Raw genomic sequence first — 21,779 nt, 5'->3', positions numbered from 1 at the left:
TCTGTGTGCGCCTAGCAACAGACGGGTCCGACGTCTCATCGAACAGGCACCGGCCCGAGGCTCCTCGCCGTGTCGCAGTGCTGTCCGTGCACACCTCACCATTGGCGCAGCCGGGCACCGGGGACGCCGGCGGCATGAACGTCTACGTGCTCCAGACCGCGCTGCAGCTGGCCCGGCGCGGCGTCGAGGTCGAGGTGTTCACCAGGGCGACCTCGTCGGCCGACGCGCCCGTGGTGCCGGTCGCCCCCGGCGTGTTGGTGCGCAACGTGGTGGCAGGCCCGTTCGAGGGTCTCGACAAATACGATCTGCCCACGCAGCTGTGCGCGTTCACCGCGGGCGTGCTGCGTGCCGAGGCGACCCATGAACCCGGCTACTACGACATCGTCCACTCGCACTACTGGCTGTCCGGCCAGGTCGGCTGGTTGGCCAGGGACCGCTGGGCCGTGCCGCTCGTGCACACCGCGCACACGCTGGCGGCGGTCAAGAACGCCGCGCTCGCCGAAGGCGACTCGCCGGAACCGCCGCTGCGCGCGGTGGGGGAGCAGCAGGTGATCGACGAAGCCGACCGGTTGATCGTCAACACCGAACACGAAGCGCACCAACTTGTTTCGCTGCACAGCGCCGATCCTGCCCGCATCGACGTCGTGCACCCGGGCGTGGATCTCGACATGTTCACCCCCGGTTCGCGCGAGGCCGCACGGGCGGTACTGGGGCTGGCCGCCGACGAGAAGGTGGTGGCCTTCGTCGGCCGCATCCAGCCGCTCAAGGCGCCTGACATCCTGTTGCGGGCGGCGGCCAAGCTGCCCGGGGTGCGGGTCCTGGTGGCCGGTGGGCCGTCGGGTTCGGGGCTGGCCGAGCCCGACACCCTGGTTCGGCTCGCCGGCGAGTTGGGTATCACCGATCGCGTGACGTTCCTACCTCCGCAATCGCGCGAGCAGTTGGTCAACGTGTACCGCGCCGCCGACCTGGTTGCGGTGCCGAGCTACTCGGAATCGTTCGGGCTGGTCGCGGTCGAGGCCCAGGCCTGCGGCACTCCCGTGGTGGCCGCCGCCGTCGGTGGTCTGCCCGTCGCGGTGGCCGACGGCGTCAGCGGCGCCCTGGTGAACGGCCACGACGTCGGCGACTGGGCGGCCGCGATCGATTCCGTGCTACAGGCCGACCCTGGCGCGATGAGCCGGGCCGCCGTCGAACATGCCGCCGGATTCTCGTGGGCCCACACCGTCGACGCGCTGCTCGCGAGCTACTCGCGTGCGATGACCGACTACCGGTCCCGCCACCGCAGGCCGGCCCGCCGCGCCGGGCGGCGTTTCTCGATGCGGCGAGGTGTGCGCACGTGACGGGCATCGGAGACATCCGCGACGTCATCGTCGCCACGCTCGACGAGCACGAGCTGGTCTACCACCACCACGAGGGCGCCCACGGCGGCTTGCCCGGCATCGTCGTCGAACTGCCCGGCGAGCGCCGCCTGGTGACCAACACCATCCTGAGCATCGGCGAACACTCGGTGCGCGTCGAGGCGTTCGTGTGCCGCAAGCCCGACGAGAATTTCGAGGGCGTCTACCGGTTCCTGCTCAAGCGCAACCGCAGGCTCTACGGCGTCGCCTACACGCTCGACAACGTCGGCGACATCTATCTCGTGGGCCGCATGGCGTTGAGCGCCGTCACCCCCGACGAGATCGACCGCGTGCTGGGGCAGGTGCTCGAAGCCGTCGACTCCGACTTCAACACGTTGTTGGAGTTGGGTTTTCGTTCGTCGATCCAGAAGGAATGGGAGTGGCGGGTGTCGCGCGGCGAGTCGTTGAAGAACCTCAAGGCGTTCGAGCACCTCATCGAGGACTGACGACTCATGAGAGGATCGCTGACATGCCGACCCTGATCCTGCTTCGCCATGGCGAGTCCCAGTGGAACGAGAAGAACCTGTTCACCGGGTGGGTCGATGTCGACCTCACCGACAAGGGCCGTGCCGAGGCCGTGCGCGGCGGCCAGTTGATGGCCGAGCTGGGGTTGCTGCCCGACGTCGTCTACACCTCGCTGCTGCGCCGCGCCATCAACACCGCGAACCTCGCGCTGGACAAGGCCGACCGGCACTGGATCCCGGTGCACCGCGACTGGCGGCTCAACGAGCGCCACTACGGCGCACTGCAGGGCCTGGACAAGGCCGAGACCAAGGCCAAGTACGGCGACGAGCAGTTCATGGCGTGGCGGCGCAGCTATGACACGCCGCCGCCGCCCATCGAGAAGGGCAGCGAGTTCAGCCAAGACACCGATCCGCGCTATGCCGACATCGACGGCGGCCCGCTGACCGAATGCCTCAAGGACGTCGTCGAACGGTTCGTGCCGTACTACGAGGGCACGATCATCCCCGATCTGCAGGCCGGCAAGACCGTGCTGATCGCCGCGCACGGCAATTCGTTGCGCGCGCTCGTCAAATACCTCGACGAGATGTCGGACGAGGACGTGGTCGGCCTCAACATCCCGACCGGCATCCCGCTGCGCTACGACCTCGACGACAACCTCAAGCCGCTGGTCGTCGGCGGTCAGTACCTCGATCCGGAGGCCGCCGCCGCGGGCGCGGCCGCGGTAGCTGCACAGGGCGCGAAGTAGCCGGCCGCCGTCACCCGGGCTATTCGGCGAACGCAGGGTTACACGGGGTTAACAGCAACCAAACTCCTGTCTTTGGCCGTGTGACATGTCCCGTTTTGGCCGCACGCTGCTGGGATGACGTTCACCGGATGCGTACGATTTTCGCGTGAGCTTGGTGTCGGCGTTACTGCTGACGGCGGTCGTGGCGTTGCTCGCGCTGATCGTCGGTGCGGGCGTCGGCGCCGCAGTGGCCCCCCGCGTCATCGCCAGACGGCAGCGCCGCGCCGCGGACGAAGCGGGTATGACCGTTTCCCAGATGCTGCAGCTCGTCGTGTCGCTGTCGCCGACGGGCATCGTGGTCGTCGACACCTTCAACGACGTGGTCTACGCGAACGACCGCGCCGGTGAGCTGGGGGTGGTGAAAGACCGACTGCTCGACGACCGGGCCTGGCGCGCCGCCGAGCAGGTCTTTGCCACCGGGCAGAACATCGAGGTGGACCTGTCGCCGCGCAAGGTGGCCAACCCGGGACGGTCGGGCATCTCGGTTCGCGGCGAGGTGCGGCTGCTCACCGACGACGACCGCCGCTTCGCCGTCGTGTACGCCGACGATCAATCCGAGCACGCGCGCATGGAAGCGACCCGCCGTGACTTCGTCGCCAACGTCAGCCACGAGTTGAAGACGCCCGTCGGCGCCATGGGCGTTCTGGCCGAAGCCCTGCTGGCCTCGGCCGACGATCCAGAAACCGTGCGCCGCTTCGCCGAGAAGATGGTCGCCGAATCGCATCGGCTGGCCGACATGGTCGGCGAACTCATCGAACTCTCGCGACTGCAAGGCGGCGAACGGCTGCCCGATCTGGAGGCGGTCGACGTCGACACCGTTGTCGCCGAGGCGCTCTCGCGGCATAAGGTGGCCGCCGACAACGCCGAGATCGGGATCACCACCGACGCCCCGACCGGTTACCGTGTCCTCGGCGACGAGGCACTGCTGGTGACGGCCATCGCCAACCTGGTGTCGAACGCAATCGCCTACTCGCCCAACGGATCCGGCATCTCCATCAGCCGGCGCAGGCGCGGCGGCAGCGTCGAGATCGCCGTCACCGACCGCGGCATCGGGATCGCCAAGGCCGACCAGGAACGGGTCTTCGAACGGTTCTTCCGGGTCGACAAGGCTCGCTCGCGCGCCACCGGTGGCACGGGGCTGGGCCTGGCGATCGTCAAACACGTGGCCGCCAACCACAACGGAACCATCCGGCTGTGGAGTCAGCCGGGAACGGGATCGACGTTCACACTGTCGATCCCGGCCTATCCCTATCCCGACGACCCCTCAAAAGATCCAGACGAACGAGAGGATTAGCGAGACCTATGACCAGCGTGTTGATCGTTGAAGACGAGGAGTCGCTGGCCGATCCTTTGGCATTCCTGCTCCGCAAGGAGGGCTTCGAGGCCACCGTGGTGGGCGACGGCCCGTCCGCGCTTGCGGAGTTCGAGCGTTCGGGTGCCGACATCGTGCTGTTGGACCTGATGCTGCCGGGGATGAGCGGAACCGACGTCTGCAAGCAGCTGCGAGCCCGCTCCAGCGTGCCGGTGATCATGGTCACCGCCCGTGACAGCGAGATCGACAAGGTTGTCGGGCTCGAGCTCGGCGCCGACGACTACGTCACCAAGCCGTACTCGGCCCGTGAACTCATCGCCCGTATCCGTGCGGTCTTGCGGCGGGGTGCCGACACCGACGAGACCGGGCTCAGCGACGGCGTGCTGGAGGCAGGCCCGGTGCGGATGGACGTCGAACGCCATGTCGTGAGTGTCAACGGCGAGCAGATCACCTTGCCGCTCAAGGAGTTCGACCTCCTGGAGTACCTGATGCGCAACAGCGGGCGCGTCCTCACGCGCGGCCAGCTCATCGACCGGGTGTGGGGTGCGGACTACGTCGGCGACACCAAGACGCTCGACGTGCACGTCAAGCGGCTGCGGTCCAAGATCGAAGCCGACCCGGCCAATCCGGTGCACCTCGTCACCGTGCGCGGGCTGGGCTACAAGCTGGAAGGCTGACCGGGGCTCACTCGGCCGCACGGGTCGCCGGATGAACGGCGATCAGCCCTAAGCTGCTGCGCCGCTTGCACATCGCGGCCAGTTCGGCATAGGCCTTCTCGCCGAGCACCGCGGTCAGTTCCGGTGCGTAGGACTCCCACACCTGCTTCGTGCCGACGTGGGCGGCCGGATCGCCGGTGCAGTACCAGTGCAGGTCCGCACCGCCCTCACCCCAGCCGCGCCGGTCGTACTCGGTGATGACGGTCTTGAGTATCTGTGTGCCGTCGGGCCGCGTCACCCAATCCTGGCTGCGCCGGATCGGCAACTGCCAGCACACGTCGGGCTTCATCGTCAGCGGTTCGACGCCGAGCTTGAGCGCCTTGCTGTGCAGTGCGCAGCCGATGCCGGAACGGAACCCCGGCCGGTTCAGAAAGATGCACGCGCCCTTGTACTTTCGCGTGCGCAGGTTGGGCTTGCCGTCGTACTCGTCGTCCTCGAGGTAGCCCTTGCGGCCCAGGCCCTTCTCGCGGAACTGCCAGTCGTCGTCGGTGAGCTGTTTGACCGCGTCGTCGAGCCGCGCCCGGTCGTCGTCGTCGGAGAGAAACGCACCGTGCGAGCAACATCCGTCGTCGGGCCTGCCCTCGACCGTGCCCTGGCAGGCCGGCGTGCCGAACACACAGGTCCAGCGCGACAGCAGCCATGTCATATCCGCGGCGATCAGATGTTCCGCGTCATCGGGGTCATAGAACTCCACCCACTCGCGGGCGAAGTCGAGCTCCACTTCACCTGACTTCATGGTCTGCTCTTCGCGCAAGTGCTCAATCGCGACACGTGTCACGCCGCAAACGGTACTCGCATCTGCCCTAAGGCATTTCCCAATCGTGCGGTGTGCCGCGCCACAGACCCCGGGTCCGGCCACGTTACCGACCGCACGACCCATTAGGTTGGGGACGTGCGGTTAGGCGTGCTCGACGTGGGCAGTAACACGGTGCATCTACTCGTGGTGGATGCCCGCAGGGGCGGCCATCCGACCCCGATGAGTTCGACCAAGGCCGCGCTGCGGTTGGCCGAAGCCATCGACAACTCCGGCAAGCTCACCCGCAAGGGCGCCGACAAGCTGGTCGAGACGGTCGACGAGTTCGCCAAGATCGCCACCAGCTCGGGCTGCGCCGAGCTCATGGCGTTTGCCACCTCGGCGGTGCGCGACGCCACGAACTCCGAGGACGTGCTGGCCAGGGTGCGGTCCGAAACCGGCGTTTCGCTGCAGGTGCTCAGCGGTGTCGACGAGTCGAGGCTGACGTTCCTCGCGGTTCGCCGCTGGTATGGCTGGAGCGCGGGCCGGATCATCAACATCGACATCGGCGGTGGTTCGCTGGAACTGTCGAACGGCGTCGACGAAGAACCCGAGGTGGCGCTGTCGCTACCGCTCGGTGCGGGACGGCTGACCCGCGAGTGGCTGCCGGACGATCCGCCGGGCCGGCGCCGGGTCGCGATGCTGCGCGACTGGCTGTCGACCGAGCTGGCCGACGCCGGGGCGAAAATGCTCAAGCCCGGCCCACCGGACCTGGCCGTCGCGACCTCGAAGACCTTCCGGTCGCTGGCCCGGTTGACCGGCGCGGCGCCCTCCGGGGCAGGTCCGCGCGTCAAACGGACGTTGACGGCCACTGGATTAAGACAGCTCATAGCTTTCATCTCTAGGATGACGGCGGCTGACCGTGCTGAACTGGAAGGGGTGAGTGCCGAGCGGGCCCCACAGATCGTCGCCGGTGCGTTGGTAGCTGAGGCTAGTATGCGAGCACTGGAGGTCGAATCTGTCGACATTTGCCCCTGGGCACTGCGGGAAGGGTTGATCCTGCGGAAACTCGACAGCGAGGCCGACGGAACCGCCCTGGTAGGAACAGCGGCACGGGATGCTGGACGATAAGAGATAGCTAGCCCCAAAGGCAACACAGGATGACTGGACCAGAAGATAGCCACACCGGCACGCGCCCGATCTCGGTCGCGGAGTTGCTGGCAAAGAACGGAACGATCGGCGCACCGCCCGTCGGCGGCCGCCGTCGACGCCGGCGGGGCAACAGCGACTCGGTGACCGTGGCCGAACTCACCGGTGAGATCCCGATCGTCACCGACGAGGCGCCGGAGACGCGAAGCGAGCCCGAGACCCGCCGCGAGCCGGACCCGGCCCTGGTCGACACCACCATCGTGGCAGCCGTCGATGCCGAGCCGTCCGCGCGCAGCGGTCGCAACGGCGCCGCGACCCGCACCGAGGTCGAGCCGGAACCCGAGCCCGAGATCGACCCGGTGGAGGCCGATTACGACGCGCACCTGCAGGCGCGCGACGCCGACCCGGAGCCCGTGGAATTCCGTCCGCGCCCGCGCCGCCAGCAGTACTCCGGTCCGCGCGACTACACGCCGACGGGATCCGGCGCGGAGCGGATGAGCCCGGATCCCCTCGACGATCTGGACGACGACGATGCGGCGACGTCCAAGGGTTCGGCCAAGCTCGTCGAGTCGGCCGATGACGACGTCGACACCGACGACGATCGGGAGTCCTACCTCGGCTCCTCGATCGGCCCGCTGTTCGGCGGCCAAACGGTGGCCGACGATCTCGCCCGAAAAGGCCGTCCCGGTGTGGACGACGACGTCGACGACGATGCGAGCACCGTCGCCGCCGCGGCGGTCGACGACCGCGACGATCTGGACGAGCTCGACGAGGACGACGACACCGAGGGTTCGCCGCTCGTGCGCGGCGCGTGGATCGTCGGGCAGTGCATCATCGCGGTCGCGTTCGGCGCAGGCCTGTTCATCGCGTTCGATCAGCTGTGGAAGTGGAACACGATCGTCGCGCTCATCCTGGGCGTGCTCGTCATCCTCGGCTTGGCCGGTGGTGTGCGCGTGGTGCGCAAGACCGAGGACATCGGCAGCACCCTGACCGCGGTCGCGGTCGGAGCCCTCGTCACGTTCGGACCTCTGGCGCTACTGCAGGCGAGTTAGTACACCGGTACACAATTAGAATCAACGCCCTGTGCGCCCTGCCATCAAGGTCGGCCTGTCCACGGCTTCGGTCTACCCACTGAGGACCGAGGCTGCCTTCGAATACGCGGCCCGGCTCGGCTACGACGGGGTCGAGCTCATGGTGTGGGCGGAATCGGTCAGCCAGGACGTAGAAGCGGTAGCCGCTATGTCCGCCCGTTATGGGGTTCCGGTGCTCTCGGTGCACGCGCCCTGCCTGCTGATCTCGCAGCGGGTCTGGGGTGCCAACCCGATCCCCAAGCTCGAGCGCAGCGTGCGGGCCGCCGAGCAGCTGGGCGCGCAGACCGTCGTCGTCCACCCGCCGTTCCGGTGGCAGCGCCGCTACGCCGAGGGCTTCACCGAACAGGTGGCTTCCCTCGAAGCGGACAGCGACGTGCTCGTCGCGGTGGAGAACATGTTTCCGTTCCGGGCCGACCGGTTCTACGGCGCAGGCCAGACGTCCATCGAGCGCATGCGCAAACGTGGCGGCAGGCCGGGGCCCGGCATCTCCGCGTTCGCGCCGTCCTACGACCCGCTGGACGGCAACCATGCCCACTACACGCTCGATCTGAGCCATACCGCGACGGCGGGCACCGACGCGCTGGACATGGCCCGCCGGATGGGCGACGGATTGGTGCACCTGCACCTGTGCGACGGCAACGGCGCGTCCACCGACGAGCACCTGGTACCCGGTCGCGGCACGCAGCCCACCGCCGAGGTCTGCCAGATGCTGGCCACCGGCAACTTCGCCGGGCACGTGATCCTCGAGGTCACGACGTCCGGTGCGCGCACCGCCTCCGAGCGCGAAGCGCTGCTGACCGAATCTCTGCAGTTCGCCCGCAAGCACCTGCTGCGCTGAGCGCGGCTGCCACTGACCGGAGGACATACCCGCATGCCCGAATCCACCCTGTTCACCGATGCCATGGCGCTCACTGCGGCCGGCGACGGCGTCTATGACGGCCATCTCAACGAGCACTGGACGATCGGCCCCAAGGTGCACGGCGGGGCCATGCTGGCGCTGTGCGCGAACGCGGCCAGGACCGAGGCCGGGGGAGGAGCTCAGCCCATCGCGGTATCGGGCAATTTCCTGTGGGCGCCCGATCCGGGCCCGATGCGGGTCGTCACGACCATACGCAAACGCGGCCGCCGCATCAGCGTCGTCGACGTCGAGCTCAACCAGGGTGACCGCACGGCCGTTTCGGCTTCGGTGACGCTCGGCGAGCCCGAACACCATGTGCCGCCGCTGTTGTCGTTCAACCCGGTCGTGCCGCTGATGACACCGGAGCCGCCGCCCGGCCTGGAACCGATCGGCCCGGGCCATCCGATGGAGCACATCGTGCACCTCGCGCACGGCTGTGACATCCGGCCGGCCCTGCACACGCTCGGGCCCCGCACCGACGGCGGTCCGCCGGTCTTCGAGTACTGGGTGCGTCCGAAGGGCGTCGCTCCCGACGTCCTGTTCGCCCTCCTGTGCGGCGACGTGTCGGCTCCGGTGACATTCGCCGTCGAGCGCACCGGTTGGGCGCCCACTGTCCAGCTGACGGCGTTTATGCGGGCGCTGCCGGCCGACGGGTGGCTGCGCGTCATGTGCACCTCGGTGCAGATCGGTCAGGACTGGTTCGACGAGGACCACATCGTGGTCGACTGCGAGGGCCGCATCATCGTGCAGACCCGGCAACTCGCGATGGTGCCCGCCCCCGGCTCCTAGCGCCGCGTCGTGTAATGCTGTGCGCCATGTCGAGAATCGCGATCATCGGCGGCGGCAGCATGGGTGAAGCGTTGCTGTCCGGGCTGTTACGGGCCGGCAGGCAGGTCAAGGACATGGTGGTCTCGGAGAAGTTCCCCGAGCGCGCGAAGTACCTCGCCGACAAGTATTCGGTTCGGGTCACCTCGGTCGTCGATGCGGCCGAGAACGCCGACTACGTCATCGTCGCCGTCAAGCCTGCTGACGTCGCGAGCATCGTCGAGGAGGTCACCGAGGCCGCCGCGCGCGCCGAGACCGATTCCGCCGAGCAGGTGTTCGTCACGATCGCGGCCGGGGTGAGCACGTCGTTCTACGAGTCGAAGCTGCCCGCCGGTGCGCCGGTGATCCGGGTCATGCCCAACGCGCCGGTCGTCGTGGGCGGCGGTGTCAGCGCGCTCGCGCCGGGCCGGTTCGCCACCGCCGAGCAACTCAAGGAGGTTTCGGCGATCTTCGACGCGGTCGGCGGGGTCATCACGGTCGCCGAATCGCAACTCGACGCGGTGACCGCGGTGTCCGGTTCGGGCCCGGCCTACTTCTTCCTGATGGTGGAGGCCTTGGTGGACGCGGCCGTCGCGTCCGGCCTGTCGCGCGCGGTGGCGACCGATCTGGTGGTGCAGACGATGGCCGGTTCGGCCGCGATGTTGCTCGAACGTCTCGACGAGGTCGACGAGGCCGGGGGCGCCGCGATGGACACCACCGCGGCGCAGCTGCGCGCCACCGTCACGTCGCCGGCCGGAACGACCGCCGCTGGGCTGCGCGAACTGGAGCGGGGCGGCTTGCGCGCCGCGGTCGCGAATGCCGTGGAAGCTGCGAAAACGCGCTCTGAGCAGCTCGGAATTACATCAGAGTAGTTAGAGAAATTCCGATGGATTAGCCCACACCCGTCGCAGTAACCCCACCTGCCACGCTATTCTCCCCTTGTATGCGCGGGTTGGTGCCAGCGGTGGGGAAGCCGCTGGAACTGCCCGTGCCTGATTGATTGGGTTGCGATGACGTCTATGAACGGGCCATCGGCGCGGGATGCTGGCGACGGCCAGCCCCGAGCTCAATTTCTGACGGTCGCCGAGGTGGCGAGCTTGATGAGGGTCTCGAAAATGACGGTGTACCGGTTGGTGCACAACGGCGAGTTGCCTGCGGTCCGGGTGGGCCGATCGTTCCGGGTGCACGCCAAGGCTGTCCATGACCTGCTGGAGACCTCGTACTTCGACGCGGGCTAGGCGCACGGTGGCACCGGGCGTCGGTGTAGGCAGGCGTTTTCCGTTTCCCAGGCAGGCCCGGGTAAAGTAACCAGGTCAATCAACTAGCTGTCTAGGTAGCGGAGTCACCGGGGTTTATGGGTTCAGTCATCAAGAAGCGGCGTAAGCGCATGTCGAAGAAGAAGCACCGCAAGCTGCTTCGACGCACCCGGGTGCAGCGCAGAAAACTCGGCAAGTAGCCGACAGCCGCGGCCGCTAGGCTGAGCCGATGGATTCTGATGGACGTTCTGGGGGACGCCCGACGGGAGTCCCCGGCAATGCCGGAGGTACGGAATCCGCGGATGCGGCGCCCTACCCGAAAGTGGTTCTGGTCACGGGTGCGTGCCGGTTTCTCGGCGGTTATCTGACCGCGAGACTGGCACAGAACCCGCTGATCAACCATGTCATCGCCGTGGATGCGATCGCACCGAGCAAGGATCTGCTGCGCCGCATGGGGCGGGCCGAGTTCGTCCGGGCCGACATCCGCAATCCGTTCATCGCCAAGGTGATCCGGAACGGCGACGTCGACACCGTGGTGCATGCCGCGGCGGCCTCCTACGCGCCGCGGTCCGGCGGGCGGGCCACGTTGAAGGAACTCAACGTGATGGGCGCGATCCAGCTGTTCGCGGCCTGCCAGAAGACGCCGTCGGTTCGCCGGGTGATCCTCAAGTCGACCTCGGAGGTCTACGGCTCGAGCTCGCGTGACCCGGTGATGTTCACCGAGGAGAGCAGCGCGCGGCGGCCACCGGGCGAGGGTTTCGCCCGCGACAGCATGGACATCGAGGGGTATGCGCGCGGGCTGGCCCGGCGCCGTCCCGACATCGCGGTGACCATTCTGCGGCTGGCGAACATGATCGGCCCGGCGATGGACACCGCGCTGTCGCGCTATCTGGCGGGGCCGGTCGTGCCCTCGGTCGTCGGCCACGATGCCCGGCTGCAACTGCTGCACGAACAGGACGCGCTCGGCGCGCTCGAGCGCGCCACCGTGGCGGGCAAGGCGGGCACCTTCAACATCGGGGCCGCCGGCATCATCATGATGAGTCAGGCGATCCGCCGCTCGGGCCGGATCCGGCTTCCGGTGCCGCGTTCGGCGCTGTCCGTCGTCGATTCGCTGAGCCGGGCGACTCGCTACACCGAACTCGATCGCGAGCAGTTGAACTACCTGAGCTACGGCCGGGTCATGGACACCACGCGGATGCTCAACGATCTGGGATACCATCCGAAGTGGACGACTGCGGAGGCTTTCGACGATTATGTACGTGGTCGTGGATTGACTCCGATCATCGACCCACGATGGGTACGCTCAATGGAGAGTCGCGCCGTGGGGATGGCGCAGCGTTGGGGACACTAGTACTGACTCGATCCGGGGTGGGGAGAAGGTATCGACGTGGCGGGCGAACCTAAGGCGAAAGTCATTCCGCTACACGGGAATTCAAGCCGTGCATCGGCCACCCGCCGCGCTGCCCAGCGCACCGAGAGTGCGCGTCGACATCCTTCGCTGCTCGCGGATCCGGGGACGAGGGCCTCGGCCGAGCAGATCGCCGCGGTGGTGCGTGAGATCGATCAGCGGCGCAGCGCCGCATCGGGTGCGCCGCCCGTCGAGGACAGCCCGACCGAGCTTGCCAAAGCCATTGCGGCCGTATCGGAATTCGCGCGCAAACGCATGGCGGGCGACTACACCGTCGATGAGTTCGGGTTCGACGAGCACCTCACCAACGCTATCTTTCTTCCTTTGCTGAGAGTGTTCTTCCAGAACTGGTTCCGGGTCGAGGTCTCCGGCATCGAGAACCTCCCCGACACGGGTGCGGCACTCGTGGTGGCCAACCACGCCGGCGTATTGCCGTTCGACGGACTCATGGCTCAGGTCGCCGTGCACGACCACCATCCCTCGCACCGCCATCTCCGGCTGCTGGCCGCCGATCTGGTGTTCGACCTGCCGATGGTCGGCCAGGCCGCCCGCAAAGCCGGCCACACCATGGCATGCACGACCGACGCGCACCGGCTGCTGGCCAACGGTGAGCTCACCGCGGTCTTCCCGGAGGGTTTCAAGGGCCTCGGCAAGCACTTCAAGGACCGCTACAAGCTGCAGCGATTCGGCCGCGGCGGGTTCGTTTCGGCAGCGCTGCGGGCCAAGGCCCCGATCGTGCCGTGCTCGATCGTCGGCTCGGAGGAGATCTACCCGATGATCGCCGACGTGAAGCTGCTGGCCCGGCTACTCGGCCTGCCGTACTTCCCGGTGACGCCGCTCTTCCCGCTGGCCGGCCCGGCCGGCATGATCCCGCTGCCGTCGAAATGGCACATCCGGTTCGGTGAGCCGATCGACACCACGGGCTACGAAGAGGGCGCGGCCGACGATCCGATGGTCACGTTCGAGCTCACCGACCAGGTGCGCGAGACGATCCAGCACACGCTCTATCAGTTGTTGGCGGGCCGCCGGAACATGTTCTTCGGCTGAGGTTTTAGCCGCACCTTTCTTCGGCGAGCAGACGCGCAGGTACCCGAAAACACCAGTTCTGCGGTACCCAAGCGACTGCTCGCGCAGCGGCGGGTCAGCTCCCGGACTTTTGCCCAGCAATCATCCGCGCGATCGCGGCGTCGCGCGCCGCGGCGATCTGCGAGCTGATCTCGTCGGCCTCGTCGGGGTGGGCCGCCTCGCCGAGCATCGTGACGATGCTGGTCGCGATCGGGTTGCCGTCGTCATCGGTGACCTCGGCGCGGATCTCACAGATCACGGTGCCGTGCGACTCGATCACCGAATCCAGGTAGGAGTCGAACCACAGCTTGTCGCCCACGACGATCGGCCGGTGGAAGATCAGCTTCTGGTCGCGATGCAGCACCCGTTCGAGGTTGATCGGGACGTTGAACTTGTCGAAGAGCTCGAGCTGGACCCGGCGGCCGGCAACGGCCAGGAACGTCAGCGGCGCCACCACGCTGTCGTGCCCGTACTCCGCGGCGGCCTCGTCGCTGTAGTGGGCGGGGTGGTCGTCCTTGACCGCGCGGGCGAATTCGCGGACCTTCTCGCGGCCGACCTCGAAGTAGTCGGGGTAGCGGTAGTGAGTCCCGATGATGTCTGCGGCGATACTCATGTGCCCTGTACTGCTCCCTGTGCTCTCCGCATGAACCGTCCCTTGCTGCCGGGCACGTGCGTGCGGCCCGCCCGGTGCCGACATTTCGCGGCCCGCCCGGTGCCGACATTTCGCGGCCCGCCGCGGAAGCCTATCAGCGCGTCCGGATTGCTCAGCGAATGTCGTGGCGACGCGAGGCCACCGCGGCCAGCGCACCGCCGAGGGCACCGAGCGCCAACGCCGACGGGACCCCGATCCGCGCGGCCTTGCGCGCGGTGCGGAAATCGCGGATCTCCCAGCCCCGCTCGCGCGCCACATCGCGCAGCGCCGCGTCCGGATTGATCGCCACCGCGGTACCCACGAGCGACAGCATCGGCACGTCGTTGAAGCTGTCGGAGTAGGCCGTGCAGCGGCGGAGGTTCAGCCCTTCGCGGATGGCCAGCGAGCGCACCGCGTGGGCCTTGCCGGTGCCGTGCAGGATGTCGCCCACCAGCCGGCCCGTGAACACCCCGTCGACGGATTCCGCGACGGTGCCCAGCGCGCCCGTCAGCCCCAGGCGCTTGGCGATCGTGGCGGCCAGCTCGTAGGGCGTCGCGGTGACCAGCCAGACCTGCTGGCCCGCGTCGAGGTGCATCTGCGCCAGCGCCCGGGTGCCCGGCCAGATCTTGTCGGCGATGATCTGGTCGTAGATCTCCTCGCCGAGCTCGACGAGTTCGGCGGTCGACCGGCCCTCGATGAAGGCCAGGGCCTTGCGGCGGCCCGCCGCCACGTCGTCGCTGTTCTCCTTGCCGGTGAACTGGAACTTGGCCTGTGCGTAAACGATGCCGAGGATGTCGGAATAGGTGAAGTACTTGCGGGCGGCCAGGCCGCGCGCGAAGTGCACGAGCGACGAACCGTGCACCAGCGTGTTGTCGACGTCGAAGAACGCAGCCGCGGTCAGGTCGGGCGGCGGCGCGCTGGGGCCGGCGGACGCGTCGGCTTCGAGGTCGGCGGCCAGATCGGTGACCGCTGCTTCGGCGCTGGCCTCGCCGCCGAGTTCCTGAGCGGGCGCATCGGCACTACCGGATTCGGACACGAATTCACCCTAAGTCACGGTGGCGGGATACTGGCGGCGTGGAGCCCCAGCAGTCCGGTCCGGCGGATCGGCACACCGTGACGTTGCTGACCAGGGCTGGGTGCAGCCTGTGCGCGCGAGCCGCGGAGCAACTGGCCGCATTGCGCGACGAGCTCGGCTTCGAGCTGGTCACCACAGATGTCGACGTCGAGGCCGCCGCGGGCGACCCGGCCTTGCGGGCCGAGTTCGGCGACCTGTTGCCCGTCGTTTTGCTGAACGGAACCCAACACAGTTACTGGGAGGTCGATGAGCAGCAGTTGCGCAGCGACCTCGCCGACGGCATAGATCACTAGGTGAAATTTGGTGGCCGGGCAGGGAAACGATTACCTTGGTTGACGTGGTGATGAAGCCGTGAGTGTGCTGCTATTCGGGGTTTCGCACCGCAGCGCGCCGGTGTCTGTTCTCGAACAGCTGAGCACCGACGAGGCCGAGCAGGCCAAGATCATCGACCAGGTGCTCCAATCGTCACTGGTCACCGAGGCCATGGTGCTGTCCACATGCAACCGCGTCGAGGTGTACGCGGTTGTCGAGGCGTTCCACGGCGGTCTGTCGGTGATCGGGCAGGTGCTCTCCGAGCACTCCGGCATGGGGCTCAACGACCTCACCAAATACGCATACGTCCGCTACGCGGAAGCTGCCGTCGAGCATCTGTTCGCGGTGACCAGCGGTCTTGATTCGGCGGTCATCGGCGAGGCGCAGGTGCTGGGCCAGGTTCGCCGGGCGTATGCATCGGCCGAGGCCAACCACACCGTGGGCCGCACCCTGCACGAGCTGGCGCAGCGGGCGCTCTCCGTCGGCAAGCGCGTGCATTCCGAGACCGGTATCGACGCCGCGGGCGCGTCGGTGGTCTCCGTGGCGTTGGGCATGGCCGAGGCGAAACTCAGCGGCGGGCTCGCCGGCCGTACCGCGGCCGTGGTCGGAGCCGGGTCGATGGGCGCGCTCGCCGGGGCCCACCTCGTCCGGGCCGGTGTCGAGCGGGTGCACGTGGTCAACCGCTCCCTGCCGCGCGCGCGGCGGCTCGCGGAAAACCTGACCGAACAAGGCATCGTGGCCGACGCGGTGGCGCTGGAACACCTGCCGCAGGCACTGGCCGACGCGGATGTCATCGTCAGCAGCACCGGCGCGGTGCGCCCCGTCGTGTCGCTGGCCGACGTGCACCATGCGCTGGCTCAACGCAACGCGTCGGGCACCGAGCACCAACTGGTCATCTGTGACCTCGGCATGCCGCGCGACGTCGACCCGGCGGTGGCCGGTTTGCCGGGTGTCTGGGTGGTCGACATGGACCGCATCCAGCGCGAACCGTCGGCACGCGCCGCGGCCACGGACGCCGACGCGGCCCGCACCATCGTTGCCACCGAGGTTGCCAACTACCTCGCCGGGCAACGCATGGCCGAGGTCACCCCGACCGTGACCGCGCTGCGGCAACGCGCGGCCGACGTGGTCGAGGCGGAGCTCCTGCGGCTCGACAACCGGCTCCCCGGGCTGGACGCCGCCCACCGCGACGAGGTCGCGAAGACCGTACGCAGGGTGGTCGACAAGTTGTTGCACGCCCCGACCGTGCGGGTGAAACAGCTGGCAAGCGCCCCGGGTGGGGATAGCTACGCCGAGGCGCTGCGCGAGCTCTTCGAACTCGACCCGCAGGCCGTCGAGGCTGTGGCCGCCAGCGAATTGCCTTTCATGGCAACAGATCTCGATAAGACTGAGTAGAGATTGGCAAACTCCTCTAGGACGCGCGACACTCCGATCCGGATCGGAACCCGGGGTAGCTTGCTGGCGACCACGCAGGCCGGGACCATCAGAGACGCCTTGCTGGCCGCGGGGCATCCCTGCGAACTCGTCATCATCACCACCGAGGGCGACCGCAATCAGGGGCCGATCGCCGACATCGGCGTCGGAGTGTTCACCGCGGCATTGCGGGAAGCGATCCACGGCGGCCGCGTCGATATGGCCGTCCACTCCTACAAAGATTTGCCAACCGCGCGCGATGAGCGCTTCACCATCGCCGCGATACCCCGCCGTGAAGACCCCCGTGACGCGCTGGTCGCCCGCGACGGCCTGGTGCTGGGGGAGTTGCCGGCGGGTTCGGTGATCGGCACGTCGAGCCCGCGACGGGCGGCACAGCTTAGAGCACTGGGTCTCGGTTTGGAAATCCGCCCCCTAAGAGGCAACCTAGATACCAGGTTGAACAGGGTTACGAGCGGTGATCTCGACGGCATCGTGGTCGCCCGGGCGGGTTTGGCCCGCATCGGACGGTTGAACGTTGTCACCGAGACGCTCGAGCCGGTGCAGATGTTGCCAGCGCCGGCTCAAGGTGCGCTCGCGGTGGAATGCCGCTCCGGCGACACCGAGTTGGTCGCGGTGCTGTCGGAGCTGGATGACGCCGACACGCGTGCCGCGGTCATCGCCGAACGGGTCCTGCTCGCCGAACTGGAGGCGGGCTGTTCCGCACCGGTGGGCGCGATCGCCGAAGTGGTCGAGTCTATCGATGAGGACGGCAACGTCTTCGAAGAGCTGTCGTTGCGCGGCTGCGCAGCGACGCTGGACGGATCCGACGTGATCCGTGCGTCCGGCATCGGAACTCCGGAGCGGGCCGCTGACCTTGGTGTCTCGGTGGCCGCGGAGCTTTTCGAACTGGGCGCACGCGAGCTGTTGGAAGAGCGTGGGAGTGAGAAATGACCCGGCAGGACACCGTCGGTAGTGCCGACAACGCAGCCCGCGTCGGCGGTGCCGACAACGTAGTGCACGGCGGCGCCGACCATCCGGTCCGGGCGCGAGGCCGCAAGGTGAAGCCCGGTCGCATCACCTTCGTGGGTTCAGGCCCGGGAGACCCGGGACTGCTGACCGCGCGGGCGCAAGCTGTGCTGGCGCACGCCGAGTTGGTGTTCACCGATCCCGACGTCCCCGAAGCGGTGCTGGCCCTCGTCGGCACCGATCTGCCCCCGGCTTCCGGTCCAGCCCCCGCGGCCAAGCCCGCGGGCGGGGCCGACGCCGCCACGCCGGAGGCCGAGCAGCCGGCCGTGATCCCGGGCGGACCCGAGGTGCGGCCCGCCCTCGGCGATCCTGCCGAGGTGGCCAAGACGCTGGCCGGCGAGGCCCGCCACGGTTACGACGTCGTGCGGTTGGTCGCCGGTGACCCGCTGTCGGTCGACGCGGTGATCACCGAGATCGGCGCGCTGGCCAAGACACACCTGAACTTCGAGATCGTGCCCGGTTTGCCCGACACGACGGCGGTGCCGACGTACGCCGGCCTGCCGCTGGGTTCGTCGCACACCGTCGCCGACGTCCGCGGTGACGTCGACTGGGCGGCGCTGGCCGCCGCGCCGGGCCCGCTGATCCTGCACGCGACGGCCTCGCACCTGCCGGACGCCGCGCGCACCCTCATCGAGCACGGTCTGGTGGAAAGCACCCCCGCGGTGGTGACCGCCAACGGCACCACGTGCCAGCAGCGTTCGGTCGAGACCACGCTGAGCGGCCTGATCGACAAGGCCACCCTGGCCGGCAGCGAGCCCGCCGGACCGCTGGCCGGGCCCCTGGTCGTCACGATCGGCAAGACCGTGGCCAACCGCGCCAAGCTCAACTGGTGGGAGAGCCGCGCGCTGTACGGCTGGACCGTCCTGGTGCCGCGCACCAAGGACCAGGCCGGCGAGATGAGCGATCGACTGGTGGGCCACGGCGCACTGCCGATCGAGGTGCCGACCATCGCCGTCGAGCCGCCGCGCAGCCCCGCGCAGATGGAGCGCGCGGTCAAGGGTCTGGTCGACGGCCGGTTCCAGTGGGTGGTGTTCACGTCGACCAACGCCGTTCGCGCGGTGTGGGAGAAGTTCAACGAGTTCGGCCTGGACGCACGTGCGTTCTCCGGGGTCAAGATCGCCTGCGTCGGCCAGGCCACCGCGGACAAGGTGCGCGCGTTCGGGATCAACCCCGAGCTGGTGCCGTCCGGTGAGCAGTCGTCGCTCGGTCTGCTGGACGAATTCCCGCCCTACGACGAGGTTTTCGATCCGGTCAACCGCGTGCTGCTGCCGCGTGCCGACATCGCCACCGAGACGCTGGCCGAGGGTCTACGCGAGCGCGGGTGGGAGATCGAGGATGTCACCGCGTACCGCACCGTGCGGGCGGCCCCGCCGCCGGCGCACACTCGCGAGATGATCAAGACCGGTGGGTTCGACGCGGTCTGCTTCACGTCGAGCTCGACGGTGCGCAACCTCGTCGGCATCGCCGGCAAGCCACACGCTCGTACCATCGTCGCCTGCATCGGCCCGAAAACCGCTGAGACGGCAGCCGAATTCGGGCTGCGGGTCGACGTCCAGCCGGAAACGGCCGCGGTCGGACCGTTGGTCGAGGCGCTCGCCGAGCATGCCGCCCGGCTGCGTGCCGAGGGTGCGTTGCCGCCGCCGCGTAAGAAGAGCCGTCGACGCTAACGCCGAAGATGCGGAGGCTTTACCGTGTCCTATCCGAGACACCGTCCGCGCCGGTTGCGGTCCACTCCGGCGATGCGCCGGCTGGTGGCCCAAACCTCGTTGGAGCCAAGGCATTTGGTTCTGCCGATGTTCGTGGCGGACGGTATCGACGAACCGCGGCCCATCAACTCGATGCCGGGCGTGGTTCAGCACACTCGCGATTCGCTGCGGCGGGCCGCCGCTGACGCGGTCGACTCCGGAGTCGGTGGCCTCATGCTGTTCGGCGTGCCACGCGACGAGGACAAGGACGCCACCGGGTCTGCCGGGGTGGACGCCGACGGCATCCTCAACGTGGCGCTGCGCGACCTCGCGAAAGACCTCGGCGACGCAACGGTGCTGATGGCCGACACGTGCCTGGACGAGTTCACCGATCACGGGCACTGCGGGATCGTCGACGCGCGTGGCCGCGTGGACAACGACGCCACCAATCTTCAGTACGTGAAACTCGCTGTGGCGCAGGCGGAATCGGGCGCGCACGTGGTCGGCCCGAGCGGGATGATGGACGGTCAGGTGGCTGCCATCCGCGACGGACTCGATGCCGCCGGGCACACCGATGTGGCCATCCTGGCCTACGCCGCGAAGTTCGCCTCCGCGTTCTACGGCCCCTTCCGGGAAGCCGTGTCGTCGAGCCTCGTCGGCGATCGTCGCACCTACCAACAGGATCCGGGCAACATCCGCGAAGCGGTCCACGAGGTCGAGCTCGATCTCGACGAGGGGGCCGACATCGTGATGGTCAAACCCGCCATGAGCTATCTGGACGTGGTCCGGGCCGCAGCCGACATATCGCCGGTTCCGGTCGCGGCCTATCAGATCTCGGGCGAGTACTCAATGATCAGTGCCGCCGCGGCCAACGGCTGGATCGACCTCCAGGCGGCCGCGCTCGAATCACTGGTCGGTATCCGGCGGGCCGGGGCCGACATCGTGCTGACGTACTGGGCCGCCGAGGTCGCCGGCTGGCTCGCGTGACCGAACCCGTGACCGAACAACGCAGGGAGCCCGGCGAGCGTCCGGGCCCCCGCCCTGAAGACGTCGACACCGGTTTCTGGTTGTGGGCCGTCGCGCTGCCGCTGCTGGTGATCGGCTATCTGCTCGACGTCGTCACCGGGGCGCGCGGAGATCAGCGGCTGCTCCTGATCGTATTCTCGGTGATGTTCATGGTGGTCCTGGCCTCGATCGTGGGGGCGTTCCTGGTGCTGCTGCGGCAGGGCTATCGGTGGGCGCGGACCTTGTTGACCAGCGGCGGTGCGGTGTCGGTCGTACATGCCGTCAGCAGCCTGCTGTCCGGGGACCGGCCGGCCGCCGTCGCGGTCGCGTATGCCGTCACGGCGATCGTCGGGTCGGTGCTGATCGTCGGTGGGATCTATCTGCTGCACCGTAAGGACGCGAACGGATACTTCACGCGCTGATTCGCTAGGCTTTGCCGACAATGCCGACCTCAACGCCGTCTTCACCGCCGCCGCCACAGCGCTCGCTCGTCACGACCGTCGGGTTCTGCTTCTGGCTGGTCGCCGCGGTGTTGTTGATGGTCGGCGGGATGATCGCGGCGTCGGTTTCGTTGCCCGGTCTCGACACGCTCGTGTTCCGCGGCACCGGTGTGCTGACCGCGCTCGCCGGCATCGGGATGGCATTCCTGGCCGGGCGCAGCCGCAGCGGCGATCCCCGCTTCCGCCGGGCCGCGATCGCGTTGTCGCTCGCGATCGTGGTGATCGTGGCGTTGACGGCACGGTTCGGCGTGGTGCACATCCTCACCCTGTTCGGGGTGATCCTGCTGATCATCGGGACGATCCTGAACGCGCTGCCGAAGCCGAGGAGAGATGTTGACTGAGGCCGAGGGACAGAGCGGAGCGCAAGCGCAGGCGCCCGAGGTGCTGTTCTACGAGCAGGGTGCGAGCTGGGCGTGGCTGCTGGCCGGGCCTGCCGCCGGCATCAGCATGGCGATCCTGCAGCGAACCGGCGGATACGGCCACGACCTGTGGATCCCGTTGGCGTTCCTCGTGCTCGTATCGGGGTTCATCGCGATCCAGATCAAGGCGGCCCGGATACACACCTCGGTCGAGCTCACTGCTCAGACGCTGCGGCAGGGCACCGAACGGATCTCGATCGACGAGATCGTGCGGATCTATCCCGAGGCCACCGGGTCGGAAGCGCTGAAGTGGCAGTCGTTCCGCGCACTCGGCGAACTGACCGGGGTGCCGAGGGGCCGCACCGGGATCGGCCTCAAGCTCACCGGCGACCGCTCGGCCCAGGCCTGGGCGCGCAAGCACCGCCGTCTGCGCGAAGCCCTCAGCGCGCTCGTCGAGGAGCGGACACCGTGAAGCGTCGCGCCGTCATCGAACTCGTGGTCGCGCTCCTGGCGGCCGTCGGCTGCGTGCTGAGCTGGCTGGCGGCCGGCTCCACGATCGAGGTCGCGCCCGTGCTGGCGGGCGAACCGGCCACCACATCGGTCACCTACTACGCGCCGCTTCTGGTGCTGTCGCTGTTGCTGGCGATCGCCGCCGGCGTGCTGGCCGTGCTGGGCATCGCCCGGCTGCGACGCTGAGG

The 21,779-nt window shown here is 68.3% G+C and carries 26 protein-coding genes; 23 read left to right on the top strand and 3 right to left on the bottom strand.

The annotated features are described in order from the left end of the window. The first annotated feature begins 5 nt into the window (after positions 1-5). The 5 genes from mshA to regX all read left to right on the top strand — a co-directional run bounded on the left by mshA (position 6) and on the right by regX (position 4,632). On the top strand, positions 6-1,337 hold the full coding sequence (gene mshA / locus ACOI2T_RS31285) for a D-inositol-3-phosphate glycosyltransferase (RefSeq protein WP_409502341.1): 1,332 nt from the start codon (positions 6-8) through the stop codon (positions 1,335-1,337). Between the two features lie 5 nt (positions 1,338-1,342). Then, positions 1,343-1,840: a type III secretion system chaperone family protein gene (locus ACOI2T_RS31280; RefSeq protein ID WP_374213955.1), complete on the top strand. Its 498-nt coding sequence runs from the start codon at positions 1,343-1,345 to the stop codon at positions 1,838-1,840. Positions 1,841-1,863: 23 nt separating this feature from the next. Then, positions 1,864-2,604 carry a phosphoglyceromutase gene (locus ACOI2T_RS31275; RefSeq protein WP_110883658.1) on the top strand — a complete coding sequence of 247 codons (741 nt, stop codon included), beginning with the start codon at positions 1,864-1,866 and terminating at the stop codon, positions 2,602-2,604. Positions 2,605-2,749: 145 nt separating this feature from the next. After that, complete coding sequence (locus ACOI2T_RS31270) at positions 2,750-3,937, top strand: sensor histidine kinase (RefSeq protein ID WP_409502340.1); 1,188 nt, start codon at positions 2,750-2,752, stop codon at positions 3,935-3,937. Positions 3,938-3,945: 8 nt separating this feature from the next. Beyond that, complete coding sequence (regX, locus tag ACOI2T_RS31265; protein WP_067849191.1) at positions 3,946-4,632, top strand: two-component sensory transduction protein RegX; 687 nt, start codon at positions 3,946-3,948, stop codon at positions 4,630-4,632. A 7-nt stretch (positions 4,633-4,639) separates the two neighbouring features. Here regX and ACOI2T_RS31260 read toward each other — a convergent pair whose 3' ends face one another. After that, positions 4,640-5,407, bottom strand: coding sequence for a DUF3109 family protein (locus ACOI2T_RS31260; RefSeq protein ID WP_409502381.1), 768 nt, complete (start codon positions 5,405-5,407; stop codon positions 4,640-4,642). A gap of 156 nt (positions 5,408-5,563) precedes the next feature. Here ACOI2T_RS31260 and ACOI2T_RS31255 point away from each other — a divergent pair, with 156 nt between their 5' ends. The 9 genes from ACOI2T_RS31255 (at position 5,564) to ACOI2T_RS31215 (ending at position 13,057) form a co-directional block, all read left to right on the top strand. Continuing rightward, a complete protein-coding gene (locus tag ACOI2T_RS31255; RefSeq protein WP_067849188.1) occupies positions 5,564-6,535 on the top strand; it encodes a Ppx/GppA family phosphatase in 972 nt (323 codons plus the stop codon). 29 nt (positions 6,536-6,564) lie between these two features. Then, positions 6,565-7,605 (top strand): Rv0497 family membrane protein, encoded by a 1,041-nt coding sequence (locus tag ACOI2T_RS31250; RefSeq protein ID WP_409502339.1) that lies wholly within the window; start codon positions 6,565-6,567, stop codon positions 7,603-7,605. Between the two features lie 31 nt (positions 7,606-7,636). Then, positions 7,637-8,482, top strand: a complete 846-nt coding sequence (locus ACOI2T_RS31245) for a sugar phosphate isomerase/epimerase family protein (protein ID WP_067849183.1) — start codon at positions 7,637-7,639, stop codon at positions 8,480-8,482. Between the two features lie 33 nt (positions 8,483-8,515). Next, positions 8,516-9,331, top strand: coding sequence for a thioesterase family protein (locus ACOI2T_RS31240; RefSeq protein WP_409502338.1), 816 nt, complete (start codon positions 8,516-8,518; stop codon positions 9,329-9,331). Positions 9,332-9,357: 26 nt separating this feature from the next. Beyond that, positions 9,358-10,218: a pyrroline-5-carboxylate reductase gene (gene proC, locus ACOI2T_RS31235; protein ID WP_110883669.1), complete on the top strand. Its 861-nt coding sequence runs from the start codon at positions 9,358-9,360 to the stop codon at positions 10,216-10,218. A 138-nt stretch (positions 10,219-10,356) separates the two neighbouring features. Next, a complete protein-coding gene (locus ACOI2T_RS31230) occupies positions 10,357-10,584 on the top strand; it encodes a cell division/environmental response transcriptional regulator (protein WP_014876915.1) in 228 nt (75 codons plus the stop codon). A 116-nt stretch (positions 10,585-10,700) separates the two neighbouring features. Further along, positions 10,701-10,802 carry a 30S ribosomal protein bS22 gene (locus tag ACOI2T_RS31225; RefSeq protein ID WP_003402602.1) on the top strand — a complete coding sequence of 34 codons (102 nt, stop codon included), beginning with the start codon at positions 10,701-10,703 and terminating at the stop codon, positions 10,800-10,802. Positions 10,803-10,831: 29 nt separating this feature from the next. Continuing rightward, positions 10,832-11,953, top strand: coding sequence for an SDR family oxidoreductase (locus tag ACOI2T_RS31220; protein ID WP_085147607.1), 1,122 nt, complete (start codon positions 10,832-10,834; stop codon positions 11,951-11,953). 36 nt (positions 11,954-11,989) lie between these two features. Next, complete coding sequence (locus tag ACOI2T_RS31215; protein ID WP_067849171.1) at positions 11,990-13,057, top strand: lysophospholipid acyltransferase family protein; 1,068 nt, start codon at positions 11,990-11,992, stop codon at positions 13,055-13,057. Positions 13,058-13,151: 94 nt separating this feature from the next. Here ACOI2T_RS31215 and ACOI2T_RS31210 read toward each other — a convergent pair whose 3' ends face one another. Next, positions 13,152-13,688, bottom strand: a complete 537-nt coding sequence (locus ACOI2T_RS31210; protein ID WP_409502337.1) for an FAS1-like dehydratase domain-containing protein — start codon at positions 13,686-13,688, stop codon at positions 13,152-13,154. A 151-nt stretch (positions 13,689-13,839) separates the two neighbouring features. Next, entirely contained in the window at positions 13,840-14,742 is a 903-nt protein-coding gene (locus tag ACOI2T_RS31205; protein ID WP_067849165.1) for an HAD family hydrolase, read from the bottom strand. Positions 14,743-14,780: 38 nt separating this feature from the next. On the opposite strand from ACOI2T_RS31205, the gene ACOI2T_RS31200 reads away from it, so the two are divergent. From ACOI2T_RS31200 to ACOI2T_RS31160, 9 genes are all read left to right on the top strand, one after another. Continuing rightward, the gene (locus tag ACOI2T_RS31200) at positions 14,781-15,074 is read left to right on the top strand and encodes a glutaredoxin family protein (protein WP_409502336.1); all 294 of its coding nucleotides are present in this window, start codon (positions 14,781-14,783) and stop codon (positions 15,072-15,074) included. A 58-nt stretch (positions 15,075-15,132) separates the two neighbouring features. Beyond that, positions 15,133-16,488: a glutamyl-tRNA reductase gene (locus ACOI2T_RS31195; protein ID WP_085147603.1), complete on the top strand. Its 1,356-nt coding sequence runs from the start codon at positions 15,133-15,135 to the stop codon at positions 16,486-16,488. A 3-nt stretch (positions 16,489-16,491) separates the two neighbouring features. Next, the gene (hemC, locus tag ACOI2T_RS31190) at positions 16,492-17,457 is read left to right on the top strand and encodes a hydroxymethylbilane synthase (RefSeq protein WP_409502335.1); all 966 of its coding nucleotides are present in this window, start codon (positions 16,492-16,494) and stop codon (positions 17,455-17,457) included. Further along, a complete protein-coding gene (locus ACOI2T_RS31185) occupies positions 17,454-19,199 on the top strand; it encodes a bifunctional uroporphyrinogen-III C-methyltransferase/uroporphyrinogen-III synthase (RefSeq protein ID WP_409502334.1) in 1,746 nt (581 codons plus the stop codon). The genes hemC and ACOI2T_RS31185 overlap by 4 nt, the downstream gene beginning before the upstream one ends. A gap of 72 nt (positions 19,200-19,271) precedes the next feature. Next, positions 19,272-20,204, top strand: a complete 933-nt coding sequence (gene hemB / locus ACOI2T_RS31180) for a porphobilinogen synthase (protein ID WP_409502380.1) — start codon at positions 19,272-19,274, stop codon at positions 20,202-20,204. Continuing rightward, positions 20,201-20,644 carry a hypothetical protein gene (locus ACOI2T_RS31175; protein ID WP_067849153.1) on the top strand — a complete coding sequence of 148 codons (444 nt, stop codon included), beginning with the start codon at positions 20,201-20,203 and terminating at the stop codon, positions 20,642-20,644. Before hemB ends, ACOI2T_RS31175 begins: the two co-directional genes overlap by 4 nt. Before the next feature lie 20 nt (positions 20,645-20,664). Further along, complete coding sequence (locus ACOI2T_RS31170) at positions 20,665-21,063, top strand: hypothetical protein (RefSeq protein WP_409502333.1); 399 nt, start codon at positions 20,665-20,667, stop codon at positions 21,061-21,063. Next, positions 21,053-21,553, top strand: coding sequence for a transport-regulating membrane protein Mce1N (locus tag ACOI2T_RS31165; protein ID WP_409502332.1), 501 nt, complete (start codon positions 21,053-21,055; stop codon positions 21,551-21,553). Before ACOI2T_RS31170 ends, ACOI2T_RS31165 begins: the two co-directional genes overlap by 11 nt. Next, positions 21,550-21,777: a hypothetical protein gene (locus ACOI2T_RS31160; protein WP_067849144.1), complete on the top strand. Its 228-nt coding sequence runs from the start codon at positions 21,550-21,552 to the stop codon at positions 21,775-21,777. The genes ACOI2T_RS31165 and ACOI2T_RS31160 overlap by 4 nt, the downstream gene beginning before the upstream one ends. The last annotated feature ends 2 nt before the right edge of the window (positions 21,778-21,779 follow it).

It is taken from the genome of Mycolicibacterium wolinskyi str. Jessa 2025, from assembly GCF_049241375.1.
GTDB lineage: Bacteria > Actinomycetota > Actinomycetes > Mycobacteriales > Mycobacteriaceae > Mycobacterium > Mycobacterium wolinskyi.
The sequence above is the reverse complement of the archived record's forward strand: the minus strand, read 5'-3'. Positions and strand labels throughout refer to the sequence as shown.